The following is a 20929-nucleotide window of genomic DNA, read 5'->3' on the forward strand; positions in this document are numbered from 1 at the left end:
AATGAAGAAACTGATCCTCACGTTGATCGCGGCGCTTGGTTTCGTGGCCGGCGCGCATGCCGCGGAAGTCGGCATGCCCTGGGACAAGGCGCCGAACCGCACGACCGACCTGGCGGCGCTGCAGAACGGCGCGAAGCTTTTCGTCAACTACTGCCTCAACTGCCACTCGGCGGCGTTCATGCGCTACAACCGGCTGCAGGACCTCGGCATCACCGAGCAGCAGATCAAGGACAACCTTCTGTTCACGACCGACAAGGTCGGTGAAACCATGAAGGCCAACATCGATCCGCGCCAGGCGAAGGAGTGGTTCGGCGCCATTCCTCCCGATCTGACCCTGGTCGCCCGGTCTCGTGCCGGCCACGGCGGCACGGGTGCGGACTACCTCTACACCTACCTGCGCACCTTCTACCGCGACGACACGAAGGCCACGGGCTGGAACAACCTGACGTTCCCGAGCGTCGCGATGCCCCACGTGCTGTGGGAGCTGCAGGGCGAGCGCCGGCCCATTTTCGACAAGGTCGAATCGCACGGGCATGAAGCCGAAGTGTTCAAGGGCTGGGAGCAGATCACGCCCGGAACCCTGACGCCGGTCCAGTACGACCAGGCCGTGGGCGACCTCGTCAGCTACTTGCAATGGATGGCCGAACCGGCGCAGAACACGCGCATCCGCGTGGGTGTCTGGGTGCTGCTGTTCCTTGTCATGGCAGTGGTTTTTGTTTGGCGCTTGAATGCCGCGTACTGGAAGGACGTCAAGTAACGCCATCCCGATCGGGTGCCTCGGGTACCTGGTCCCGCAGAGTGGGTTGCGTACGCGACCCACTCTTTTTGATTTTTAGGAGCCTTTCGCCATGATGGTCTTGTATTCGGGAACGACCTGCCCTTTTTCTCACCGCTGCCGTTTCGTGCTGTTCGAAAAGGGCATGGATTTCGAGATTCGCGACGTCGATCTCTACAACAAGCCGGAAGACATCAGCGTGATGAATCCGTACGGGCAGGTGCCGATCCTCGTGGAGCGCGACCTGATCCTGTACGAGTCGAACATCATCAACGAGTACATCGATGAGCGCTTCCCGCATCCGCAGTTGATGCCGGGCGACCCGGTCGACCGCGCGCGCGTTCGCCTGTTCCTGCTCAACTTCGAGAAGGAACTCTTCGTGCACGTTTCCACGCTCGAGAACCGCAGTTCGAAGGGCAATGAAAAGGCCCTCGAAAAGGCTCGTTCGCACATTCGCGACCGTCTCACGCAGCTCGCGCCCGTGTTCCTCAAGAACAAGTACATGCTGGGCGACAATTTCTCGATGCTCGACGTCGCGATCGCGCCGCTGCTGTGGCGTCTGGACTACTACGGGATCGACCTCAGCAAGAACGCGGCGCCGCTTTTGAAGTACGCTGAGCGAATCTTTTCCCGTCCGGCCTACATCGAAGCACTGACCCCGTCCGAAAAGGTCATGCGGAAGTGAAACGCTGGCGAAGCCGGTCATGATCAACGCGCTCGAATCGTCCTCGACACGCCCATATCTCATTCGGGCCCTGTATGAATGGTGCACGGACAACGGCTTCACGCCGTATGTCGCGGTGCAGGTCGACGACACGGTCCAGGTCCCGCGCGAGTACGTCAAGAACGGCGAGATCGTGCTGAACATCAGCTTCGACGCGACGAGCTCGCTGAATCTCGGCAACGAGTTCATCGAATTCAAGGCGCGTTTCGCGGGCACGGCTCGCGAGATCATCGTGCCGGTCAGCCGCGTGATTGCGATCTATGCGCGCGAGAACGGGCAGGGGATGGCGTTTCCCGCGCCTGTTCCGGTCGTCCAGTCGTCCGAGGGCAATCCGGTTGCCGCGGCGCCGCTCCCCGCGCCCGCGTCTGCCTCGCCGCGCGCGCCTTTGCGCGACGCCACACGAGGCGCGGAAGGCGATCCCGGACGTGTCGTTCACCTCGTCACCGGCGAGGGAGCCGAGGAAACCGTGGACGCCGGCCCTGCGCCGACCCCCCGGAGGACCCGCCAAGGCCGCCTGCGGGAGGGGGTTCCCGCCCCTCGTTGAAGCGTATCAAGTGAGATTCCCGCGAACGTCGCCTCGCTAGAATCCGATACTTCGCCGCTTTAGCTCAGTTGGTAGAGCAACCGCCTTGTAAGCGGTAGGTCGTCAGTTCGATTCCGACAAGCGGCACCAGTCAAAAGCCCCGGGCAGCTCTGCTGTCCGGGGCTTTTTTGTTGCCGGGCTGCGTGCGTCCGTCAGTTTCGCGCCTGAACCTTGATACGGAGCGTTGCGACGCGCCAGCCGCGGGCCGTTAGTCGTGACAGGAACGCGGGGGTCAATTGGCGCAGCTTGGCCGCCGCGGCGTTGCCGGTGACGAGGACGCACCAGACGTCGTCTTCGGCGGGGCCGGGCTTGACGCTCGGGCGCAACTCTGCGGGGATGAGATCCTGGATGGCGGCGAGTCTTTCAGCCGCGTCGCGCGCCCGCGCCGCGAGGGTCGCAAGGGTCGGAGACTCCTCCGTGGCCTGGAAAACGGTGACGGCATTGAAGCGGCGATTCATGGGAATGCTTTGAAATCGGGGAATCAAACAAGAGGGCTAAAATGCGCGGTTTGCCGGCAATCCTGCGAGCCGATCGGCTTGTATTGCAGCAAAGCGCGCCCAAGTTCCTTCTCGTCTATCTTAGGGATTTCGGTCGAAGCATCCGCATGCGGCGAGTGTGCTTCGATCTCCATTCATGGCCACCAACTTCCTGACTCAAATTTTCGGCAGTCGCAACGATCGCCTTCTGAAGCAGTATCGCAAGACGGTCGAACGCATCAACTCGCTGGAGCCGTCGTTCGAGAAGCTGGACGAAGCCGCGCTCCGCGCCAAGACCCAGGAGTTCAAGGACCGCATCGCCAAGGGCGAATCCCTCGATTCGTTGCTGCCGGAGGCTTTTGCTGCGGTGCGCGAGGCGTCGAAGCGGGTCATGAAGATGCGCCACTTCGATGTCCAGTTGCTGGGCGGCATGGCGCTTCACTACGGCAAGATTTCGGAAATGCGGACGGGCGAGGGCAAGACGCTGACCGCGACGCTGCCCGTGTATCTCAACGCGCTCACCGGCAAGGGCGTGCATGTGGTGACGGTCAATGACTATCTCGCCAGCCGCGATGCGACCTGGATGGGGCGCCTCTACAACTATCTCGGCTTGTCGGTGGGCATCAACCTGCCGCAGATGCCGCGCGAGGAAAAGCAGCAGGCTTACGGCAGCGACATCACCTACGGCACGAACAACGAATACGGCTTCGACTATCTGCGCGACAACATGGTGTATGAGCCCGGCGACCGGGTTCAGCGCGGACTGAACTACGCCATCGTCGACGAGGTGGACTCGATCCTGATCGACGAAGCCCGCACCCCGCTGATCATCAGCGGTCAGGCCGAGGACCACACCGACCTCTATCTGGCGATCAACAAGGTCGTGCCGCTGCTCGTGCGCCAGGAGGGCGAAGCCGACCCGCGCACCGGCGAAGGCGTCACCAAGCCAGGCGACTTCACGGTCGACGAGAAGACGCATCAGGTGTTCCTGACCGAGGACGGCCATGAAAAGGCCGAACAGCTCCTCTCGGAGTTCAAGCTGTTGCCGGAGGGCGCGTCGCTCTACGATCCGGCCAACATCACGCTGATGCATCACCTGAATGCGGCACTGCGGGCGAGGCACCTGTACCACCGCGATCAGCACTACGTCGTCCAGCAGGGCGAGGTGATCATCGTGGACGAGTTCACCGGCCGCCTGATGACCGGGCGGCGCTGGAGCGATGGGCTGCACCAGGCTGTCGAAGCCAAGGAAGGCGTCGAGATCCAGTCCGAGAACCAGACGCTGGCCTCGATCACTTTCCAGAACTACTTCCCGCCTGTACGGCAAGCTCGCAGGCATGACCGGCACCGCCGACACCGAGGCCTATGAATTCCAGGAGATCTACGGCCTGGAGACCGTGATCATTCCGCCGAACCGGCCGAGCAAGCGCGAAGACCAGCTCGACCGCGTCTACAAGACCACGCGCGAGAAATACGAAGCGGCCATCCAGGACATTCGCGAATGCAATGAGCGGGGCCAGCCCGTGCTGGTCGGGACTTCGTCGATCGAGAACTCCGAAATCATCTCCGCCCTGCTCCAGAAGGCCGGCCTGGAGCACCAGGTGCTCAATGCCAAGCAGCACGCGCGCGAAGCCGAGATCGTGGCCCAGGCGGGTCGGGCCAAGATGATCACGATCGCGACCAACATGGCGGGCCGCGGTACCGACATCGTGCTGGGCGGCAACATCGAAAAGGCGATCGAGGCCGTCGAAGCCGACGAGGCGGCCGATCCATCGGCCAAGGCGGCTGAAGTCGCGCGATTGCGCGCCCAGTGGGAAAAGGATCACGAGTTCATCAAATCCGTCGGTGGCCTGCGCATCATCGCCACCGAGCGCCATGAGTCGCGCCGCATCGACAACCAGTTGCGTGGCCGTTCCGGCCGGCAGGGCGATCCGGGCTCCTCGCGCTTCTATCTGAGCCTGGACGACCCCTTGATGCGCATCTTCGCGGGCGATCGCGTGAAGGCCATCATGGACCGGCTCAAGATGCCCGATGGCGAGGCCATCGAAGCCGGCATCGTCACGCGCAGCATCGAAAGCGCGCAACGAAAGGTCGAGGCGCGCAATTTCGACGTCCGCAAGCAGCTGCTCGAGTACGACGATGTCTCCAACGACCAGCGCAAGGTGATCTACCAGCAGCGCAACGACATCCTCGACGCGGGCGACCTGACTGCGCAGATCGAGGCGCTGCGCGAAGGTTGCTTCATCGATCTGGTGCGCCAGTACGTGCCCGCCGAATCGGTCGAGGAGCAATGGGATCTCGCCGGTCTCGAAAAGGTGCTTGCGGAGGATTGGCAGATCGAGCTGCCGCTGCGCAAGGACGTGGAGGCCGCCAGTGCGGTCAGCGACGAAGACGTCGTCGAGAAGGTGAGCGCAGCGGCCAACGAAGCATTCGATGCCAAGGTCGCATTGATCGGCAAGGAGAACTTCACGCAGTTCGAGCGCATGGTGCTGCTGCAAAGCATCGATACGCACTGGCGCGAGCATCTCGCCTCGTTGGACTATCTGCGTCAGGGCATTCATCTGCGCGGCTATGCGCAGAAGCAGCCCAAGCAGGAATACAAGCGCGAAGCCTTCGAGCTTTTCGGCCAGCTGCTCGACTCCGTGAAGAACGAGGTCACCCGCCAGCTGATGACGGTTCGCGTGCAGTCCAGCGAGCAGCTCGAGCAGGCCGCCGAAGCCATGGAAAGCCGTGGCGAGAATCTTTCCAACATCACCTACAGCGCACCGACCGAGACCGGTGAGGTCGAGGTGCGCCTGGACGAAGACAGCGTCAACCGACAGGCCGCGAGCGGCTTGAGCGCCGGCGCGGCGGCCTTCGCGCGCGTGGGCCGCAACGATCCTTGCCCGTGCGGCAGCGGCAAGAAGTTCAAGCACTGCCACGGCAAGCTCACTTGATATTGATCCGCAGGACACCGCCATGCCCGTGAATCTCTCCGCTCCCGATCCCGCCGCGCTGCATGCGGTGCCAGTATTCGTATCGGCGTCGCCGAAGCCGGTGTGCGCAAGGCCAACCGCAAGGATCTCACGGTGGTGCTGATCGACGAAGGCGCTGCCGTGGGCGGCGTGTTCACGCAGAACCGCTTCTGCGCGGCGCCGGTCCAGGTCTGCCGCGATCATCTGGCACGCAATCTCGGTATCCGCGCGATGGTGATCAATACGGGCAATGCCAATGCCGGAACCGGTGAAGACGGCCTGGCGCGCACGCGGGCGACCTGCATCGCGCTGGCGCGCAAGCTGAATCTGGCGCCCGAGCAGATCCTGCCGTTCTCCACCGGCGTGATCATGGAGCCGCTGCCGATCGACCGGATCGAAGCCGGATTGCCGGCGGCACTCGCCGATGCATCGCCCACGCACTGGGCGCGCGCCGCCGAGGGCATTATGACCACGGACACCGTGCCCAAGGCCTTCAGCCGGCAGGTGCAGATCGACGGCGCGACCGTCACCATCACCGGCATCAGCAAGGGCGCCGGCATGATCCGCCCGAACATGGCCACCATGCTCGGCTTCATGGCGACGGATGCCAAGATCGATCCGGCCCTGATCCAGCCGCTTTCCAAGGCGCTGGCCGATGCGTCGTTCAACCGCGTCACGATCGACGGCGATACGTCGACGAATGACTCCTTCGTCGTCATCGCCACGCAGAAGGCGGCGCACCCGACGATCACTTCCCTCGAATCCCCTGCCGGTCAGGTGCTGCTGCAGGCCATGCAGAACGTGGCTCGGCAGCTCGCGCAGGCGATCGTGCGTGACGGCGAAGGGGCGACCAAGTTCATCACCATCCGCGTCGAAGGTGGCCGCGACGAAGCCGAGTGTCGGCAGGTCGCCTATGCCGTCGCACATTCGCCGCTGGTGAAGACCGCCTTCTACGCGAGCGACCCGAACCTGGGGCGCATCCTTGCGGCCGTCGGCTACGCCGGCATCGCGGACCTCGATCAGACGGGCATCGATCTCTTCCTGGACGACGTACACGTGGCGGTGAAGGGCGGCCGCAATCCATCCTATCGCGAGGAAGACGGACAGCGCGTCATGAAGCAGAGCGAGATCACCGTCCGCATCGCGCTCGGTCGCGGGAACGCGGCGGACACGGTCTGGACCTGCGACCTGAGCCACGACTACGTCTCGATCAACGCCGACTACAGATCATGAGGCCCCCACGCTCGCCTTGCTCGCTGCCCCCCGAGGGGAGCTCAGCGCCCTTCGGGCGTCCGGGCGGGTGCTGTCATGAACGAGAAGTTCGAGCGTCTGATCGAGCGCGCCGAACAACTGATCGGTCGGATCGAATCGATTCTTCCGCAACCATTGGCTGCGCCGGCGGACTGGAATGCCTCCATCGCCTGGCGCTATCGCCGCCGCAGCTCGGGGCATGGGACGCTGGAGCCGGTCCGGCATGTGGCGTCGATGCCGCTCGATGCGCTGAAGGAAATCGACCTTCAGAAAGAGAAGATCGAACGCAACACCCGCCAGTTCGTCGAAGGCAAGCCGGCCAACAACGTCCTTTTGACCGGCGCGCGCGGCACCGGCAAGTCGTCGTTGATCCGGGCCTGTCTTCAAGCCTACGCGCCCCAGGGCCTGCGGCTGATCGAGGTCGACAAGGCCGAGCTCACCGATCTGCCGGACATTGTCGAGGTGGTTTCCAACCGACCCGAGAAGTTCATCGTTTTCAGCGATGACCTGAGCTTCGACGAAGGCGAACCTGGGTACAAGGCGCTCAAGTCGATCCTCGATGGTTCGGTTGCCGCGGCGACGCCGAACGTGTTGATCTACGCGACCAGCAATCGGCGCCACCTGCTGCCCGAGTACATGAAGGAGAACCTCAGCTACACCCACACCGAGGACGGCGAGGTGCATCCGGGCGAGGTGATCGAGGAGAAGATTTCCCTCTCCGAACGCTTCGGCCTTTGGGTGAGCTTCTATCCGTTCACGCAGAACGAATATCTGACGATCGTCGCACAGTGGTTGTCGTCGTTTGGTGTAGACGCAAAAGCGATCGAGTTGGCGCGGCCCGAAGCACTCGTTTGGGCGCTCGAACGCGGGTCGCGCAGCGGGCGCGTCGCCTATCAGTTTGCTCGTGACTACGCGGGTCGCAGCTGACGTCATGAACGCGCCTCGAAAACACACGGAGGTGGCGGTCGGCATCCTCATTCGCGGGGATGACGCGCTGCTGCTTTCCACTCGGCCGGAAGGCAAGCCTTACGCTGGCTACTGGGAGTTCCCCGGCGGCAAGATCGAAGCGGGTGAAACGGTCGAACAGGCGCTGCGCCGCGAACTGCACGAAGAACTCGGCATCACGATCGCTGGTGCCGACGTATGGAAGGTGACCGAGCACGACTATCCCCATGCATTGGTTCGCCTGCACTGGTGCAAGGTGACCGACTGGTCGGGCGATTTCGAAATGCGCGAGGGACAGGCCATGCGCTGGCAGCAATTGCCGCTCGATGTGTCCCCGGTGCTGCCGGGGGCGCTCCCGGTGCTGGCGTGGCTTGCCGAAGAACGTGGGCTGCCGGACACGGTGGTCACGCCGGCGGCGTAACTGGACGCCTACTGCCGCTTCGGATCGCCGAACGGGTCATCATCCGGCGGTGACTCTGCAGGCACCCTGAATTCCTCGCTCGCCCAGGCGCCCAGGTCGATCCCTTTGCATCGCGCACTGCAAAAGGGACGGTAAGGGTTTCGTTCGGCGTAGAGGCTGTCCTTCCCGCACGCCGGGCACTTGACGATGCGTTCGCCGAGGGATGGGGAAGAGATGGTGCTCATTGGGTAACCTCCGTGCTCCTCACTGCGGCGCGAGCCCCTTCGGAGCGGCCGGGCGGGGGCTCATGCACAGAGCGTCAGTTCGAACGGGGTGTCCTCGGCGCTTTGATGCAGGCGGTCATCCGATTCCTGCCGCATCAGCCGCACCGACACCATCAGACGGTTGCCGCTGATTTCCGGGATGAGCCCCAGTTTCGGGTCGATTCGCAGGCGCAGCAACTGGAAGCTCCGCCCTTGCGGAAGCGCCTGCTGGAATTGCCCTTTCGATGCAATGACCTTGTAGGGAACATCCGCATCGCGCAGAAGCTTGAGCAGCAGATAGATCGATTCGGCCAGCGGAGCGAGCGTCGACGACCAGCGTTCCAGATCGGCACGCCGATCGTTGGCGCGGCGGTTCTGCCACGCGTAATAGGCCGGCAGGTCGAATTCACAGGTTCCGCCGGGAATGCTCGCGCGGCTGCGAATGCTCATCAGCCATTCGTTCTCGGTGAGCGCCTGGCCGGCCTTGCCCGGCACCGTATTCAGCGTGTTGAAGTTGCTCTCGAGCTTGCCGACGACCTGATCGAGCACCGTCTCGGCGATCGCGGGGTTGCCGCGATAGCTGTTGAACACGTTCTTGTGCTTGTCGAGGTCTCTCAGCACGTCCGCCTTGAGGTCGGCGCGGGCCGCCACATCCATGATCTCGAAGATCGTGACGAGCGCATAGTGATGCAGCAACGCCGATTCGGCCGGCACCAACTCGCCAAGACGGCGGAACAAGTGCTCCAGCCGCAAATAGGTCCGGATGCGCTCGTTGAATGGGTACTCGTAAAGGATCACGCGTGACGGCTTCCGGTGATGATCATAGCCTCAAGAAGGCTTCGCGGGAGGCTGCGGAATGATCTTCCGGACGGCGTCGAGCATGAGGTCCCCCAGAGCCAGTTGTCCATGCATCGACAGATGGGTGTCGTTCGGGAAATAGAAGTCCCGGATCCTGGATTTCTGCTCTCGGGCGAACGTGAAGAGGTCGGGCCCGAGCCCGGCCTTCGCAAATGCGGTCACAAAGTCTTTCGAATGATCCGGCATGACATACGTCGTCGTCTTGTTCGGGATCACCATCCACATGATGGACCGGGCGCGATGCGTCTCGGAGAAGGCGCGCATCTGCTCGACGTGCAGGGCAGTGAGTTCGCCGTTGTCGTCGTCGTCTCTGAAGAACAGGACCTTGCTGCAAAAGCGGTTGCTGAACATCGAGCAGCCATCGGGCACGGGGCGCACCCACGTCTCGTTCGAGGCCAGCGTCGGCCCCGCGGCCCCCTTCGCTTCCTGCGTGTTGCGATAGGTGATGTAGCCCGAGGTGAGTTTGGCTTTCCAGTTGAGGGCGAAGCCCGGCACCCGGTCGGGCGACTCGAAGAAGGGCTCGGTCCGCGACTCGGGCGGCTTGCTCATCGCCTTGCACTTCTGCGTATTGGCCAGACGGTCGGCGAGGAGGCGCTCGACGCTCTCGATGACAACCAGCTTGCCCTTGAAGCCTGCGCGGTCGAGCCACTCGTCGAAGTCTTCGCAAAGCGCCTCTTGGAATTCGCCCCAGTAGATTGTGGACAAGCGGTAGCCTTGCTTCTGCAGCACTGATTGCCAGCGGTGGGTCATGGAGAAGCTATCCCCGATCACGAGGATGTCGGCTTCGTTGATCGGCGAGGCATGAAGGTACTTTCGCTCGACGTGCGGTGGCTCGAGCTGCCATCCGAACTCGTAGTCGGAGACCAGGCCGATTCGCGACAGGTCGCCGTAGGGGATCGGCGTGTTCAACGTGACGATCAGCATGGCAACGATCACAGCGAAGCCAGCCGTGAACACTTGCAGCCAGAGTTTTGCGGGCGTCATATCAGAACTGGAAATAGAGGAACGGGCTGTAGGAGCCCAGCTTCGAGACGCACAGTCCGAGCAAGAGGACCGTCACGAGCCCCATGACTGCGGCAAAGACGAGGGACGCGCGCGGCCGGCCGGCCAGCGACTGGGCTTGCGGGACCCAGCGTTGCAGTGTGATGGTCGGCGGCAGCGCAAGGCAGATGAATAGCCCGACGAGCAAGGTCTGGAAGAATTCCGGCTTGCGGGACGGGACGGGTCCGAACTCGGTGAACGCCTCCAGCGCAGTTCCGTGGAAGCCGAGCATGCCCTTGTAGATCTCCATCGCCGCATGCATGCTTTCCGCGCGGAAGACCACCCAGGCAAGCATGACGCAGAGGAACGTGAGGAACCACCCGAGGACCTTCGCGAGTCGGCCGGGCTTCGAGTCGCGGCGAACCTTGCCGTTCCAGAGATGGTTGATCACGAGGTACATGCCGTGCAGGCCGCCCCAGATCACGAAGGTCCATGCGGCGCCGTGCCAGAGGCCGCCCAGCAGCATGGTGATGAACAGGTTCAGGTAGCGGCGCGTCGGTCCCTTGCGATTCCCCCTAGCGGGATGTAGAGGTAGTCCCGCAGGAACGTGGACAACGAGATGTGCCAGCGGCGCCAGAACTCGATGATGTTGGTCGACTTGTAGGGCGAGTTGAAGTTGAGAGGCAGCTTCACGCCCAGGCACAACGACAGGCCGACGGCCATGTCCGAATAGCCCGAGAAATCGAAATAGATCTGCAGCGTGTAGGCCAGCACGCCGAGCCATGCCGTGTAGAGCATGGGCGCCGTGCCGTTGTGAACGCCGTTGAACATGAGGTCGGCGTACTCGCCGACCTTGTCGCCGATGAGGAGCTTCTTGGCGAGACCGAAGACGAAGATCGCCAGGCCGAGCGAGATCTTGTTGAGATCGGCGCGGTAGGTCGCCGGATTCGCGAACTGCGGCATCATCTGCGCGTGATGCAGCACCGGGCCCGCGATCAGATGGGGGAAGTAGGTGACGAAGAGCAGGTAGTGCACGAAGCTGCGTTCGTGGACCTTGTCCTGCCAGCAGTCCACCAGGAACGCGATCTGCGTGAACGTGTAGAAGGAAATGCCGATCGGCAGGGCGATGTGCAGCATCGGCAGCGGCGTGAACCCCGCCGCTGCGATCCCTTCATTCACGTTGCCGAGGAAGAAGTTCGCGTATTTGAAGGTGGCAAGCACGCCGAGGTTCACGACAAGCGCGAACACGAGCATGCGTTTTCGGCCCTCGTCGGTGCGGCCGGGGCCGCGTGTCAGGCGCAATCCGGCCCAGTAGTTGAAGCAGATGGATGCCACCAGCAGTGGCAGGGCCTCGACGCTCCACCAGCCGTAAAAGAACAGCGACGCCAGCGCGAGGAACCCTGCTGCGGCGCGTACATTTCGCTTTCCGATGAGGAAGAACCCGAAAAGGACGATCGGGAAAAAGCAGAAGATGAACGCGTAGGAGTTGAAGAGCATCTTGGGGGAGCGTTGCCGCGGGGCTCGCTGGCTCGCCGCTTCTTGTTATCCGGCGCCGGGGCCGGCCAACCGTGGATTATCGCGTGCCTGCGCCAGTCCACAGCTCCCAGAGACCCTCGACGTGCGAGGAGAGTTCCGCCAGCCCCAGGCCATCGTTGTAGATCACGGCGTCCGCTGCAGCTCGGCGCAGGGCACGGTGCGCCTGCTGCGCGATGACGGCGCGGACCGCATCCGGCGCCCAGCCGGAGCGGGCGACCACGCGTTCCAGTTGCGTCTGCTCGCTCGCATCGATCACCAGGACGCGATCGACGATGGAGCGCCAGCGCTTCGATTCCACCAGCAGCGGCACGTCGAAGACGACAGGCTCGCCAGGCTGGGCGGAGGCCGCCTGATGCTCGCACTCGGCGCCGATCAGCGGATGAAGGATGCCCTCGAGGCGCTTTTTTGCGTGAGCATCGCCGAACACGAGTTCCCGCATCCGGGCCCGATCCATGCCTCCTTCAGCGGTCAGGATGGAGGGGCCGAATTCTGCTTCGAGTGCAGGTATCGCCGCGCCGTCCGGCTGTGCGATCGACCGGGCAATGGCATCGGTATCCACCAGCTTCGCGCCGCGTGCGACCAGCATTGCGGCCACGGTGCTCTTGCCGCTGCCGATGCCGCCGGTCAGGCCGATGCGCATGGCAGCAGCTCTCAGTGGAAAGGAAAGGCGAATGGCAGCCAATCCTGGACGCGCGCCGGTCCGGCGACCAGGCAGACCAGGCCCGCGCCGGCGAGGAAGGGGCCGAACGAGATCGGCACGTCCTTGTGCGCGAGCTTGCCGACCAGCAGCAGCGAGCCGCCGATCACCGCGCCGACGAGCGAGGAGACCAGCACGATGGCCAGAAGGAACTCGACCCCGAACCAGGCACCCAGCGCGGCCAGGAGTTTGAAGTCGCCAAAGCCCATGCCCTCCTTGCCGGTGAGCCGCAGGTAAGCCTGGTAGATGAGCCAGAGACTCCCGTAGCCGGCCACCGCACCCCAGACCGCGGAAGCGAGTGAAACACCAGTCCATCCCAGGGCCGCGCCGATCAGGCCCAGCCAGAGCAGCATGTAGTTGTAGCTGTCGGGCAAATACTGCGTGTCGAGATCGATGAGGAACTGGCACACAAGAAGCGCTGCGCATGCCGCCCACAACGCACCGACCGGCGTGAGACCGAAGCGCCATCCGCACCATGCGAACAACAGGCCGGTCACGAGCTCGACGACGGGATAGCGCGGACTGATGCGCGCATTGCAATCGCCGCAACGGCCGCGAAGCGCCAGATAGCTGATCACCGGGACGTTGCGATACCAGCGCACCGGCTGGCCACAGTGACCGCAGCGGGATGCGGGCCGTGCGAGGTCGAAAGGCGGCAGCGCCTCGAGCACCGGAACGGCGTCGTCCGCCGCCGCCCTGAGTCGCGCGTCAGCGGGCGACGCGGGCGCCAGTGCGCGCGCCCATAGCGACGGCCCGCCGTCGGGCGAGGTCATGAGATGGCCGACGGCGTCGAACAGCCAGTCCCTGTACATCATCACGGGCGTCCGGTAGACGACCACGTTCAGAAAGCTGCCGATCAATAACCCGAGGACGCCGGCCAGTGCCGCGTCCACGCCCTGCGAGACGAGCATCAGACGACCTGGCCGAGCTTGAAGATGGGCAGGTACATCGACACCACGATGCCACCGATGATGACGCCAAGGAACACGATGATGATCGGCTCCATGAGGCTCGACAGCCCTGCGACCATGTCATCGACTTCCTGTTCGTAGAAGTCGGCCGCCTTGCCCAGCATGTGATCGATGGACCCGGATTCCTCGCCAATGGCGGTCATCTGCAGAACCATCGATGGAAAGAGGTTGGCATTGGTCATCGCCGCAGTCAGGCTGGTACCGGTCGACACCTCCTGCTGGATCTTGGTCGTCGCTTCCGAGTAGACCGAATTGCCGGACGCGCCACCCACCGAGTCCAGTGCCTCGACGAGCGGCACGCCAGCCGCAAACATGGTGGCGAGCGTGCGCGTCCAGCGCGCGACGCAGGACTTGTCGATGAGCGCGCCGAAGATCGGCATGCGAAGCAGGAGGCGGTCCATGACCTGTTGCACGCGCTCGTTGCGCTTCCAGGCCTGGAGGAAGAAGTAGATCCCTCCGCCGACCACGCCGAAGATCAACCACCAGTAGGCAACGAAGAATTCGCTCATGCCCATGACGAACAGCGTCGGCGCGGGCAGGTCCGCTCCGAAGGAGGTGAACACCTGCTTGAAGGCGGGGATCACGAAGATCATGATGATCGCCACCACCACGAAGGCCACCACGATCACGGACGTCGGATACATCAGTGCCGACTTGATCTTCGACTTGATGGCCTCGGTCTTCTCCATGTAGGTGGCGAGGCGGTCGAGCAGATCTTCAAGAATACCGGCAGCCTCGCCGGCTTCGACGAGGTTGCAGTAGAGGCTGTCGAAGTACTTCGGGAATTTGCGGAACGCAGCCGACAGCGACGTACCCGTTTCGACGTCGCTGCGAATGTCGTTGAGCAGCTTCCCGACGCTCGGGTTGGCATTGCCGCGTCCGACGATGTCGAAGGCTTGCAGCAAAGGCACGCCGGCCTTCATCATGGTGGCGAGCTGGCGGGTGAAGATCGCGATGTCCTTCGGCTTGATCGCCTTGCCGGACCGCATCCGCCGCTTCTTGATCTTCGTCGTGAGGACGCCCTGACGCCGCAGCGCAGCCTGGACCTGGTTCTCGCCGGCGGCACGAAGTTCGCCGCGCACCACCTTGCCGTTGCGGTCCTTCCCTTCCCACTCGAAGATGTATTCCTTGAGCGTGCGGTTTGATGCTGCTGCCGTTGCCATGGGTTCTCCGCCGTTGAATGCTATTCGTTGGTGACTGCGAGCACTTCCTCAAGTGACGTCAGTCCCTGCATGACCTTCTTCAATCCCGATTGGCGCAACGAACGAACGCCTTCGGCTTCGGCTTGCTTTGAAATATCGAGCGCCGACCCGTCCCGAAGAATGATCTTCTGGATCTCCTCGCTGATGGGCATCACCTGATAGATGCCGACGCGTCCCTTGTAGCCGCCGTTGCATGCGGAGCAGCCGACCGGGTGGTACGGCTTCCAGGTGCCATCGAGCTCGTGTTCCCGGAAGCCTGCGTCGAGCAGCGCCTGCCTGGGAACGTCCGAGGGCGCCTTGCATACCGTGCATAGGCGGCGGGCAAGCCGCTGGGCGGTGATCAGGATCACGCTCGAAGCGATATTGAAGGGTGCGATGCCCATGTTGCGCATCCGCGTGAGCGTCGTGGGTGCGTCGTTGGTGTGGAGCGTCGAGAGCACCAGGTGGCCCGTCTGTGCTGCCTTGATCGCGATGTCCGCCGTCTCCAGATCACGGATTTCGCCGACCATGATGATGTCCGGGTCCTGCCGCAGGAAGGCGCGCAGCGCGGCCGCGAACGTGAGACCCGCCTTCTCGTTGACGTTGACCTGGTTCACGCCCGGCAGGTTGATTTCGGACGGATCCTCGGCCGTTGCGATGTTCACGCCGGCCTTGTTGAGCAGGTTCAGGCAGGTGTAGAGCGACACTGTCTTGCCCGAGCCGGTGGGCCCGGTGACCAGCACCATTCCGTAGGGTCGATTGATCGCGTGAAGCAGGCGCTCCTTTTCGTCGGCGTCGTAGCCCAGCGCGTCGATGCCCATGCGCGCGCTGCTCGGGTCGAGGATACGGATGACGATCTTCTCGCCGAAAAGCGTGGGGAGCGTGCTCACCCGGAAGTCGATCACGCGGTCGGGACCGATCTTGAGCTTCATCCGCCCGTCCTGCGGGATGCGCTTCTCCGCGATGTCGAGCCGGGAGATCACCTTGATCCGCGACGCGAGCTTGTCCTTGATGACCGTCGGCGGACTGGCGATCTCGCGCAGTTCGCCGTCGATGCGAAAGCGCACGCGGTAGTTGTGCTCGTAGGGTTCGAAGTGAATGTCCGACGCTCGCATGCTGAATGCGTCGAGCAGCATCTTGTGCAGGAAACGGACGACGGGCGCATCCTCGACTTCCGCCACTGCCTGCTCGGCCGTATCGCCGGCGGCCTCTGCCGAAACCTCATCGAACTCGAACTCGGCGCCGATGATGTTGTCGATGGATTCGGAAGCGGTCACCGCAGCCGCCTCGATCATTCTCGAGAGCTTGTCGTACTCGGCGATGACCCAGTCCACGCCCATCTGCGAGGCGAACTTGATCTTTTCCGCCGCCTGCTGGTCCGACGGATCTGCGGTCGCGACGATGAGCCGGTTGTTGCGCTTGCTCAGGACCACCACGCGATAGGCTTGGCAGAGCTTGGCGTCCAGAAGATCTTTGGGAAGGCGTTGAGGATCGATCGCGTCGAGGTCGAGAAGAGGGGCCCCAAACGCGCTCGACAACGTGTGCGCCAGATCGGCGGCCGATACCGCTCCGGTGCCGGTCAGTTCCGCAATGAAGCTGGTCCGCCCGCTGAGCGACTTCTGGTAGATGTCCTCGGCAACTTTGGCGGGGAGCTTTCCGGCCGAAACCAACGCGCGCGCGAGTCCCGGCAAGGCGACTGGCGAGCTTTCTTTGACTAGGGGTTCGGCAGCGGCCATTCAACGAATGTAAAAAACGTGAGAATTTGCTTCAACAATCATCGCTGATCGCCTTCGGGCTGTAAACCGCCGATGCGGCTCCGCTCGAGCAGCATTTGGCAGTTGCAGCGCAAAAGGCGGGTTGGGCTGAGCGGGGATTAATACCTCCGGCTTCCAAAGCCCGAGCGGGTCATGGCGACGATCGGGCCCACTTCACCACAACGGCAGAGGGGAAGGTCATCTTAGCAGCAGTCCTGCGAAGCGCGACGCTAAACCGGCGTCGTTACGCTTGGGGAAATGTTGTCGATGCCCAACAGCGGTTGCGCAATGGCGGTCGTGTGGTTTGCGGAGATCTGCTCGATGTCCGCGCTGCGGCGATCCGTGAATTGAGCAGGACCAGAAATCTGGTCGGGGTGAGAGGATTCGAACCTCCGGCCTCTACGTCCCGAACGTAGCGCTCTACCAGGCTAAGCTACACCCCGATGGTTGCAAGAAAAGTGAGTCGTCCTTCGTGGTGACTTAGGCGCGTCGCTCAAGCAACTGAGCCGCTAATTGTAGCAAACCTCTGGAGTAAGAATTCTCTGGGAAGCCAGAAAGTGCGTCGATTGCACGCTGAGCCTCTGCCGCAGCGGCCGATCTCGTGGCTTCCAGTGCTCCGGTTTCGCGGACGATCGAGACGATCTGGGGGAGTTGGCTGGTATCGCCCGCCTCGATTGCGGCGCGAACGAGGTCGCGCTGCTCGGCCGTTCCGCGCTGCATCGCCAGGATCAGGGGCAGCGTCGTCTTCCCTTCGCGCAGGTCGTCGCCGACGTTCTTGCCGGTTTCGCTTGCGTCGCCGGCGTAGTCGAGCACGTCGTCGATGACCTGGAATGCCGTGCCGAGCGCCTGGCCGTAGGTCGCGCACGCCTCCTCGATTTGCGGCGGCGCCTTGGCGAGCACGGCGGCGAGTCGCGTGCTGGCCTCGAACAGCTTCGCGGTCTTCGAGCGAATGACGCGCAGATAGGCTTCCTCATCGAGCGAGGCGTCGTGCATGTTCATCAATTGGAGGACTTCGCCCTCGGCGATGACATTCGTTGCTTCCGCGAGGATTTCCATGACGCGCATGTCATGCGCGTCCAGCATCATCTGGAATGCGCGCGAGTACAGGAAATCACCGACCAGCACGCTGGCGGGGTTTCCGAAGGATTCGTTGGCCGTCGGTCGCCCGCGCCGGAGCGTGGATTCGTCGACCACATCGTCGTGCAACAACGTTGCCGTATGAATGAATTCGACAACGGCGGCCAGGTTGAAGCGCTGGTCCTCGCGGTAGCCTAGTGCGCCTGCCATCAGCAGAAGCAGGGCCGGGCGCAGCCGTTTGCCCCCGGCGGAGATGATGTACTTCGACACCTCGCTCACGAGCGGGACTCCGGTGTCGAGGCGGCGCGCGATCACGCGATCGACCCCCGCCATGTCTTCGGCGATCAGGCGGAGTACGCCGGCGGCGGGAGAGGTGTCTGAGGCGGAAACTGACAAGGCGAGGGCGCTTGCGCGCTGCGTGAGGTGCGACGATGGCGCGAGGCCGGAAGCTTGTGATTATAGGGAGGGATGGAGCCGCCCACGCAGTTGCGCGGCCGCTGTGGGTGCGCGGAGACTGTCAGCATGCTAGAATCGCCGGCTCTGCGGAATTCGCCGTAGAGCCATCTTTTCCCAAGAGGTCCACATGTACGCGGTCATAAAAACCGGCGGCAAGCAGTATCGCGTTGCTTCCGGCGAGAAAATCAAAGTAGAACAGATTGCTGCGGACGTAGGCCAGGAAATCGTGATTGACCAAGTGCTCGCGGTCGGCGACGGCAGCGCAATCAAGGTTGGTACGCCCCTGGTGTCCGGTGCAACTGTCACGGCAACGGTGTTGTCGCACGGCAAGCACGACAAGGTTCGCATCTTCAAGATGCGCCGTCGCAAGCACTATCAGAAACGTCAAGGCCATCGCCAGCAGTTCACCGAGCTGCAAATCGGCGCGATCGCCGGTTAAGGAGCTGATTCCATGGCACAGAAAAAAGGCGGCGGCTCTACGCGAAACGGGCGCGATTCGAAGCCCAAGATGCTCGGCGTGAAGGCCTTCGGCGGCGAACTGATCAGCGCGGGCTCGATCATCGTGCGCCAGCGCGGCACCCAGTTCCACCCCGGTGTGAACGTCGGCGTCGGCAAGGATCACACGTTGTTTGCACTGGTCGACGGCCATGTGTCGTTCGGCACCAAGGGTGCTCTCAACAAGCAGACGGTCAACGTGACCCCGGCCTAAGCCGATCACTTCGATCTTTCGAAGCCCCGCTTTGCCGGGGCTTCTTCATTTGTAAACTGGATATCTCATGAAGTTCGTGGACGAAGCCTTCATCGACGTCGCCGCTGGCGATGGCGGCAACGGCTGTGTGTCGTTCCGCCATGAGAAATACAAGGAGTTCGGCGGCCCGAACGGCGGCGATGGCGGTCGAGGCGGCCATGTGTTCGCCGTTGCCGATCCGAACCTGAACACCCTGGTCGATTTCCGCTATTCGCGCCGCCACGAAGCCAAGCGGGGCCAGCACGGCATGGGGTCGGACATGTTCGGCGCCGCCGGCGACGACATCACCCTCAAGATGCCGGTCGGAACGATCATTTCCGACGCCGAGACCGGCGAAGTGCTGTACGAGCTGCTGAATCCGGGTGAGGTGATCACCATCGCCAAGGGCGGCGACGGCGGGTTCGGCAACATGCGCTTCAAGAGCGCGATCAACCGCGCCCCCGCCAGAAGACGCCCGGTTGGCCCGGCGAGAAGAAGAATCTCAAGCTCGAACTGAAGGTATTGGCGGACGTCGGCCTGCTGGGCATGCCGAACGCCGGCAAGTCGACGTTCATCAGCGCGGTATCCAACGCGCGTCCGCGAATCGCCGACTACCCCTTCACCACGCTTCACCCCAATCTGGGCGTCGTCCGCGTGGGGCCCGAGCAGAGTTTCGTCGTGGCCGACCTGCCCGGTCTGATCGAAGGGGCCTCCGACGGTGCCGGGCTCGGGCATCAGTTTCTGCGCCATTTGCAGCGCACGCGCTTGTTGCTGCATATGGTCGATCTCGCACCGTTCGACGAGGGCGTCGATCCGGTCGCGCAGGCGAAGGCGATCGTCGCCGAGCTCAAGAAGTACGACCCTGCGCTGTACCAAAAGCCGCGCTGGCTGGTCCTGAACAAACTCGACATGATCCCGGTCGACGAGCGCGCTGCGCGCGTGAAGGACTTCGTCAAGCGCCTGCGCTTCAAGGGGCCGGTCTTCGAGATCTCCGCCCTCACGCGGGAGGGTTGCGAGCCGCTCGTTCAGGCGATCTACCAGCAGGTCAAGGCTCAGCAGGAAGCCGAGCAGCCGCCTGCGCAAGTCGATCCGCGGTTTTCGTGAGTCTGTAATTTCCCCGGTCGCTCCGTTGCGGCCGGCCCAATAGCATCAAGATGGCCACCGCCTCCATGACATCAAGTTCCGGTTCCGCCGCACTTCGTGACGCCCGTCGCATCGTCGTCAAGGTGGGCTCGAGCCTCGTCACCAACGAAGGCCGGGGCCTGGATGAGAACGCCATCGGCGAATGGTGCCGTCAGCTGGCGACCTTGGTGCGCGACGGTCGCGAAGTGGTCATGGTGTCGAGCGGCGCGATCGCGGGAAGGAATGAAGCGGCTCGGCTGGCGGGCTCGTCCGAACGAAGTCCATGAGCTCCAGGCCGCCGCTGCCGTTGGCCAGATGGGCCTGGCGCAGATCTACGAAACCAAGCTGCGCGAGAACGGCCTCGGGAGTGCGCAGGTCTTGCTCACCCACGCGGACCTCGCCGATCGGGAGCGCTATCTGAATGCGCGCACGACTCTCGTGACGCTTCTTGCGCTGGGCGTGGTGCCGGTCATCAACGAAAACGACACCGTCGTCAACGACGAGATCAAGTTCGGCGACAACGACACGCTCGGCGCGCTGGTCGCCAACCTCGTCGAGGCCGATGCGCTCGTCATCCTGACGGACCAGAAGGGCCTGTTCACCGCGGACCCGCGCAAGGACCCGGATGCCCGCTTCGTGCATGAAGCCACGGCGGGCGATCCCGCCTTGGAGGTCATGGCCGGCGGCGCGGGCAGCAGCATCGGGCGGGGCGGGATGATCACCAAGATTCTCGCGGCCAAGCGCGCAGCGGGTTCCGGTGCTTCGACCGTGATCGCCTGGGGGCGCGAGCCCGATGCGCTCCTGCGGCTGACGCGCGGGGAGTCCATTGGGACGCTTCTGGTTGCACAGACCGCCAAGCACCAGGCGCGCAAGCGCTGGATGGCCGACCATCTGCAGTTGCGCGGGGCCGTCTCCGTGGATGCCGGCGCGGCAGCCAAGGTGCGCGGCGAAGGCAAGAGCCTGCTGCCGATCGGCATGACCGGGGTTGACGGGGACTTCTCTCGCGGCGATGTGATCGCGATTCGTGACGAGCAAGGCTTCGAACTCGCCCGCGGGCTGGCGAACTACTCGAGCGCCGAGGCCCGCCTGTTGTGCCGCAAGCCGTCCTCCGAATTCGAGCGCCTTCTCGGTTATGTCGCCGAGGCCGAAATGGTCCATCGGGACAACATGGTCCTGATGCCCGACGGCCGCTGATCGC

16 protein-coding genes, 2 tRNA genes and 6 pseudogenes are annotated in these 20929 nt (G+C 63.4%); 12 read left to right on the top strand and 12 right to left on the bottom strand.

The features are described 5' to 3' along the window. The first annotated feature begins 1 nt into the window (after position 1). From ACQ858_RS03375 to ACQ858_RS03390, 4 genes and pseudogenes are all read left to right on the top strand, one after another. Positions 2-757 (top strand): cytochrome c1, encoded by a 756-nt coding sequence (locus ACQ858_RS03375; protein ID WP_431275418.1) that lies wholly within the window; start codon positions 2-4, stop codon positions 755-757. Positions 758-848: 91 nt separating this feature from the next. Beyond that, complete coding sequence (locus tag ACQ858_RS03380; RefSeq protein WP_088955903.1) at positions 849-1460, top strand: glutathione S-transferase N-terminal domain-containing protein; 612 nt, start codon at positions 849-851, stop codon at positions 1458-1460. 19 nt (positions 1461-1479) lie between these two features. Further along, a pseudogene (locus ACQ858_RS03385) lies at positions 1480-2057 on the top strand (ClpXP protease specificity-enhancing factor). A gap of 39 nt (positions 2058-2096) precedes the next feature. After that, positions 2097-2172: transfer RNA gene (locus ACQ858_RS03390), tRNA-Thr, on the top strand. A gap of 62 nt (positions 2173-2234) precedes the next feature. On the opposite strand, the gene ACQ858_RS03395 is transcribed toward ACQ858_RS03390, so the two are convergent. Both ACQ858_RS03395 and ACQ858_RS03400 read right to left on the bottom strand, forming a co-directional pair. Next, positions 2235-2540 (bottom strand): DciA family protein, encoded by a 306-nt coding sequence (locus tag ACQ858_RS03395; protein WP_431275419.1) that lies wholly within the window; start codon positions 2538-2540, stop codon positions 2235-2237. A gap of 23 nt (positions 2541-2563) precedes the next feature. Continuing rightward, positions 2564-2713 carry a hypothetical protein gene (locus ACQ858_RS03400; protein WP_431275420.1) on the bottom strand — a complete coding sequence of 50 codons (150 nt, stop codon included), beginning with the start codon at positions 2711-2713 and terminating at the stop codon, positions 2564-2566. Between the two features lie 2 nt (positions 2714-2715). Here ACQ858_RS03400 and secA point away from each other — a divergent pair. From secA to ACQ858_RS03420, 4 genes and pseudogenes are all read left to right on the top strand, one after another. Continuing rightward, a pseudogene (gene secA, locus ACQ858_RS03405) lies at positions 2716-5494 on the top strand (preprotein translocase subunit SecA). Between the two features lie 22 nt (positions 5495-5516). After that, positions 5517-6745 (top strand): annotated as a pseudogene (gene argJ / locus ACQ858_RS03410) (bifunctional glutamate N-acetyltransferase/amino-acid acetyltransferase ArgJ). A gap of 75 nt (positions 6746-6820) precedes the next feature. Then, complete coding sequence (locus ACQ858_RS03415; RefSeq protein WP_431275421.1) at positions 6821-7690, top strand: ATP-binding protein; 870 nt, start codon at positions 6821-6823, stop codon at positions 7688-7690. Positions 7691-7694: 4 nt separating this feature from the next. Then, positions 7695-8129 carry an NUDIX domain-containing protein gene (locus ACQ858_RS03420; protein ID WP_431275422.1) on the top strand — a complete coding sequence of 145 codons (435 nt, stop codon included), beginning with the start codon at positions 7695-7697 and terminating at the stop codon, positions 8127-8129. A gap of 8 nt (positions 8130-8137) precedes the next feature. Here the strand turns inward: ACQ858_RS03420 and ACQ858_RS03425 are convergent, their stop codons facing one another. The 10 genes and pseudogenes from ACQ858_RS03425 to ACQ858_RS03470 all read right to left on the bottom strand — a co-directional run bounded on the left by ACQ858_RS03425 (position 8138) and on the right by ACQ858_RS03470 (position 17822). Further along, a complete protein-coding gene (locus tag ACQ858_RS03425; RefSeq protein WP_431275423.1) occupies positions 8138-8353 on the bottom strand; it encodes a DNA gyrase inhibitor YacG in 216 nt (71 codons plus the stop codon). 60 nt (positions 8354-8413) lie between these two features. After that, complete coding sequence (gene zapD, locus ACQ858_RS03430) at positions 8414-9169, bottom strand: cell division protein ZapD (RefSeq protein ID WP_431275424.1); 756 nt, start codon at positions 9167-9169, stop codon at positions 8414-8416. Between the two features lie 30 nt (positions 9170-9199). Next, entirely contained in the window at positions 9200-10213 is a 1014-nt protein-coding gene (locus ACQ858_RS03435) for a hypothetical protein (protein ID WP_431275425.1), read from the bottom strand. Between the two features lies 1 nt (position 10214). Next, positions 10215-11707: pseudogene (locus ACQ858_RS03440) on the bottom strand (MBOAT family O-acyltransferase). Positions 11708-11783: 76 nt separating this feature from the next. Further along, the gene (coaE, locus tag ACQ858_RS03445) at positions 11784-12386 is read right to left on the bottom strand and encodes a dephospho-CoA kinase (RefSeq protein WP_431275426.1); all 603 of its coding nucleotides are present in this window, start codon (positions 12384-12386) and stop codon (positions 11784-11786) included. A gap of 11 nt (positions 12387-12397) precedes the next feature. Then, a complete protein-coding gene (locus ACQ858_RS03450) occupies positions 12398-13354 on the bottom strand; it encodes a prepilin peptidase (protein ID WP_431275427.1) in 957 nt (318 codons plus the stop codon). Continuing rightward, positions 13354-14577: a type II secretion system F family protein gene (locus ACQ858_RS03455; RefSeq protein WP_431275428.1), complete on the bottom strand. Its 1224-nt coding sequence runs from the start codon at positions 14575-14577 to the stop codon at positions 13354-13356. Before ACQ858_RS03455 ends, ACQ858_RS03450 begins: the two co-directional genes overlap by 1 nt. A 20-nt stretch (positions 14578-14597) precedes the next feature. Next, the gene (pilB, locus tag ACQ858_RS03460; protein ID WP_431275429.1) at positions 14598-16331 is read right to left on the bottom strand and encodes a type IV-A pilus assembly ATPase PilB; all 1734 of its coding nucleotides are present in this window, start codon (positions 16329-16331) and stop codon (positions 14598-14600) included. Positions 16332-16715: 384 nt separating this feature from the next. Continuing rightward, positions 16716-16792, bottom strand: a tRNA-Pro gene (locus ACQ858_RS03465). Positions 16793-16829: 37 nt separating this feature from the next. After that, a complete protein-coding gene (locus tag ACQ858_RS03470; RefSeq protein ID WP_431275430.1) occupies positions 16830-17822 on the bottom strand; it encodes a polyprenyl synthetase family protein in 993 nt (330 codons plus the stop codon). 187 nt (positions 17823-18009) lie between these two features. Between ACQ858_RS03470 and rplU the strand changes: the two genes are divergently transcribed. The 4 genes and pseudogenes from rplU (at position 18010) to proB (ending at position 20925) form a co-directional block, all read left to right on the top strand. Beyond that, entirely contained in the window at positions 18010-18321 is a 312-nt protein-coding gene (gene rplU, locus ACQ858_RS03475) for a 50S ribosomal protein L21 (RefSeq protein ID WP_093163773.1), read from the top strand. A 12-nt stretch (positions 18322-18333) separates the two neighbouring features. Then, positions 18334-18591, top strand: a complete 258-nt coding sequence (gene rpmA, locus ACQ858_RS03480) for a 50S ribosomal protein L27 (protein ID WP_093163771.1) — start codon at positions 18334-18336, stop codon at positions 18589-18591. A gap of 67 nt (positions 18592-18658) precedes the next feature. Then, positions 18659-19713, top strand: a pseudogene (gene cgtA / locus ACQ858_RS03485) (Obg family GTPase CgtA). 65 nt (positions 19714-19778) lie between these two features. Next, positions 19779-20925 (top strand): annotated as a pseudogene (gene proB, locus ACQ858_RS03490) (glutamate 5-kinase). Positions 20926-20929 lie beyond the last annotated feature (4 nt).

Source organism: Variovorax ureilyticus, from assembly GCF_050632185.1.
GTDB classification, from domain to species: domain Bacteria; phylum Pseudomonadota; class Gammaproteobacteria; order Burkholderiales; family Burkholderiaceae_C; genus Variovorax; species Variovorax ureilyticus_A.

What these genes read in the sequence shown, in the direction of transcription:
- ACQ858_RS03375 (WP_431275418.1), top strand. Translation starts at nt 2, where the DNA reads ATGAAGAAACTGATCCTCACGTTGATCGCGGCGCTTGGTTTCGTGGCC.
- ACQ858_RS03380 (WP_088955903.1), top strand. Translation starts at nt 849, where the DNA reads ATGATGGTCTTGTATTCGGGAACGACCTGCCCTTTTTCTCACCGCTGC.
- ACQ858_RS03395 (WP_431275419.1), bottom strand. Translation starts at nt 2,540, where the DNA reads ATGAATCGCCGCTTCAATGCCGTCACCGTTTTCCAGGCCACGGAGGAG.
- ACQ858_RS03400 (WP_431275420.1), bottom strand. Translation starts at nt 2,713, where the DNA reads ATGGAGATCGAAGCACACTCGCCGCATGCGGATGCTTCGACCGAAATC.
- ACQ858_RS03415 (WP_431275421.1), top strand. Translation starts at nt 6,821, where the DNA reads ATGAACGAGAAGTTCGAGCGTCTGATCGAGCGCGCCGAACAACTGATC.
- ACQ858_RS03420 (WP_431275422.1), top strand. Translation starts at nt 7,695, where the DNA reads ATGAACGCGCCTCGAAAACACACGGAGGTGGCGGTCGGCATCCTCATT.
- ACQ858_RS03425 (WP_431275423.1), bottom strand. Translation starts at nt 8,353, where the DNA reads ATGAGCACCATCTCTTCCCCATCCCTCGGCGAACGCATCGTCAAGTGC.
- ACQ858_RS03435 (WP_431275425.1), bottom strand. Translation starts at nt 10,213, where the DNA reads ATGACGCCCGCAAAACTCTGGCTGCAAGTGTTCACGGCTGGCTTCGCT.
- coaE (WP_431275426.1), bottom strand. Translation starts at nt 12,386, where the DNA reads ATGCGCATCGGCCTGACCGGCGGCATCGGCAGCGGCAAGAGCACCGTG.
- ACQ858_RS03450 (WP_431275427.1), bottom strand. Translation starts at nt 13,354, where the DNA reads ATGCTCGTCTCGCAGGGCGTGGACGCGGCACTGGCCGGCGTCCTCGGG.
- ACQ858_RS03455 (WP_431275428.1), bottom strand. Translation starts at nt 14,577, where the DNA reads ATGGCAACGGCAGCAGCATCAAACCGCACGCTCAAGGAATACATCTTC.
- pilB (WP_431275429.1), bottom strand. Translation starts at nt 16,331, where the DNA reads ATGGCCGCTGCCGAACCCCTAGTCAAAGAAAGCTCGCCAGTCGCCTTG.
- rplU (WP_093163773.1), top strand. Translation starts at nt 18,010, where the DNA reads ATGTACGCGGTCATAAAAACCGGCGGCAAGCAGTATCGCGTTGCTTCC.
- rpmA (WP_093163771.1), top strand. Translation starts at nt 18,334, where the DNA reads ATGGCACAGAAAAAAGGCGGCGGCTCTACGCGAAACGGGCGCGATTCG.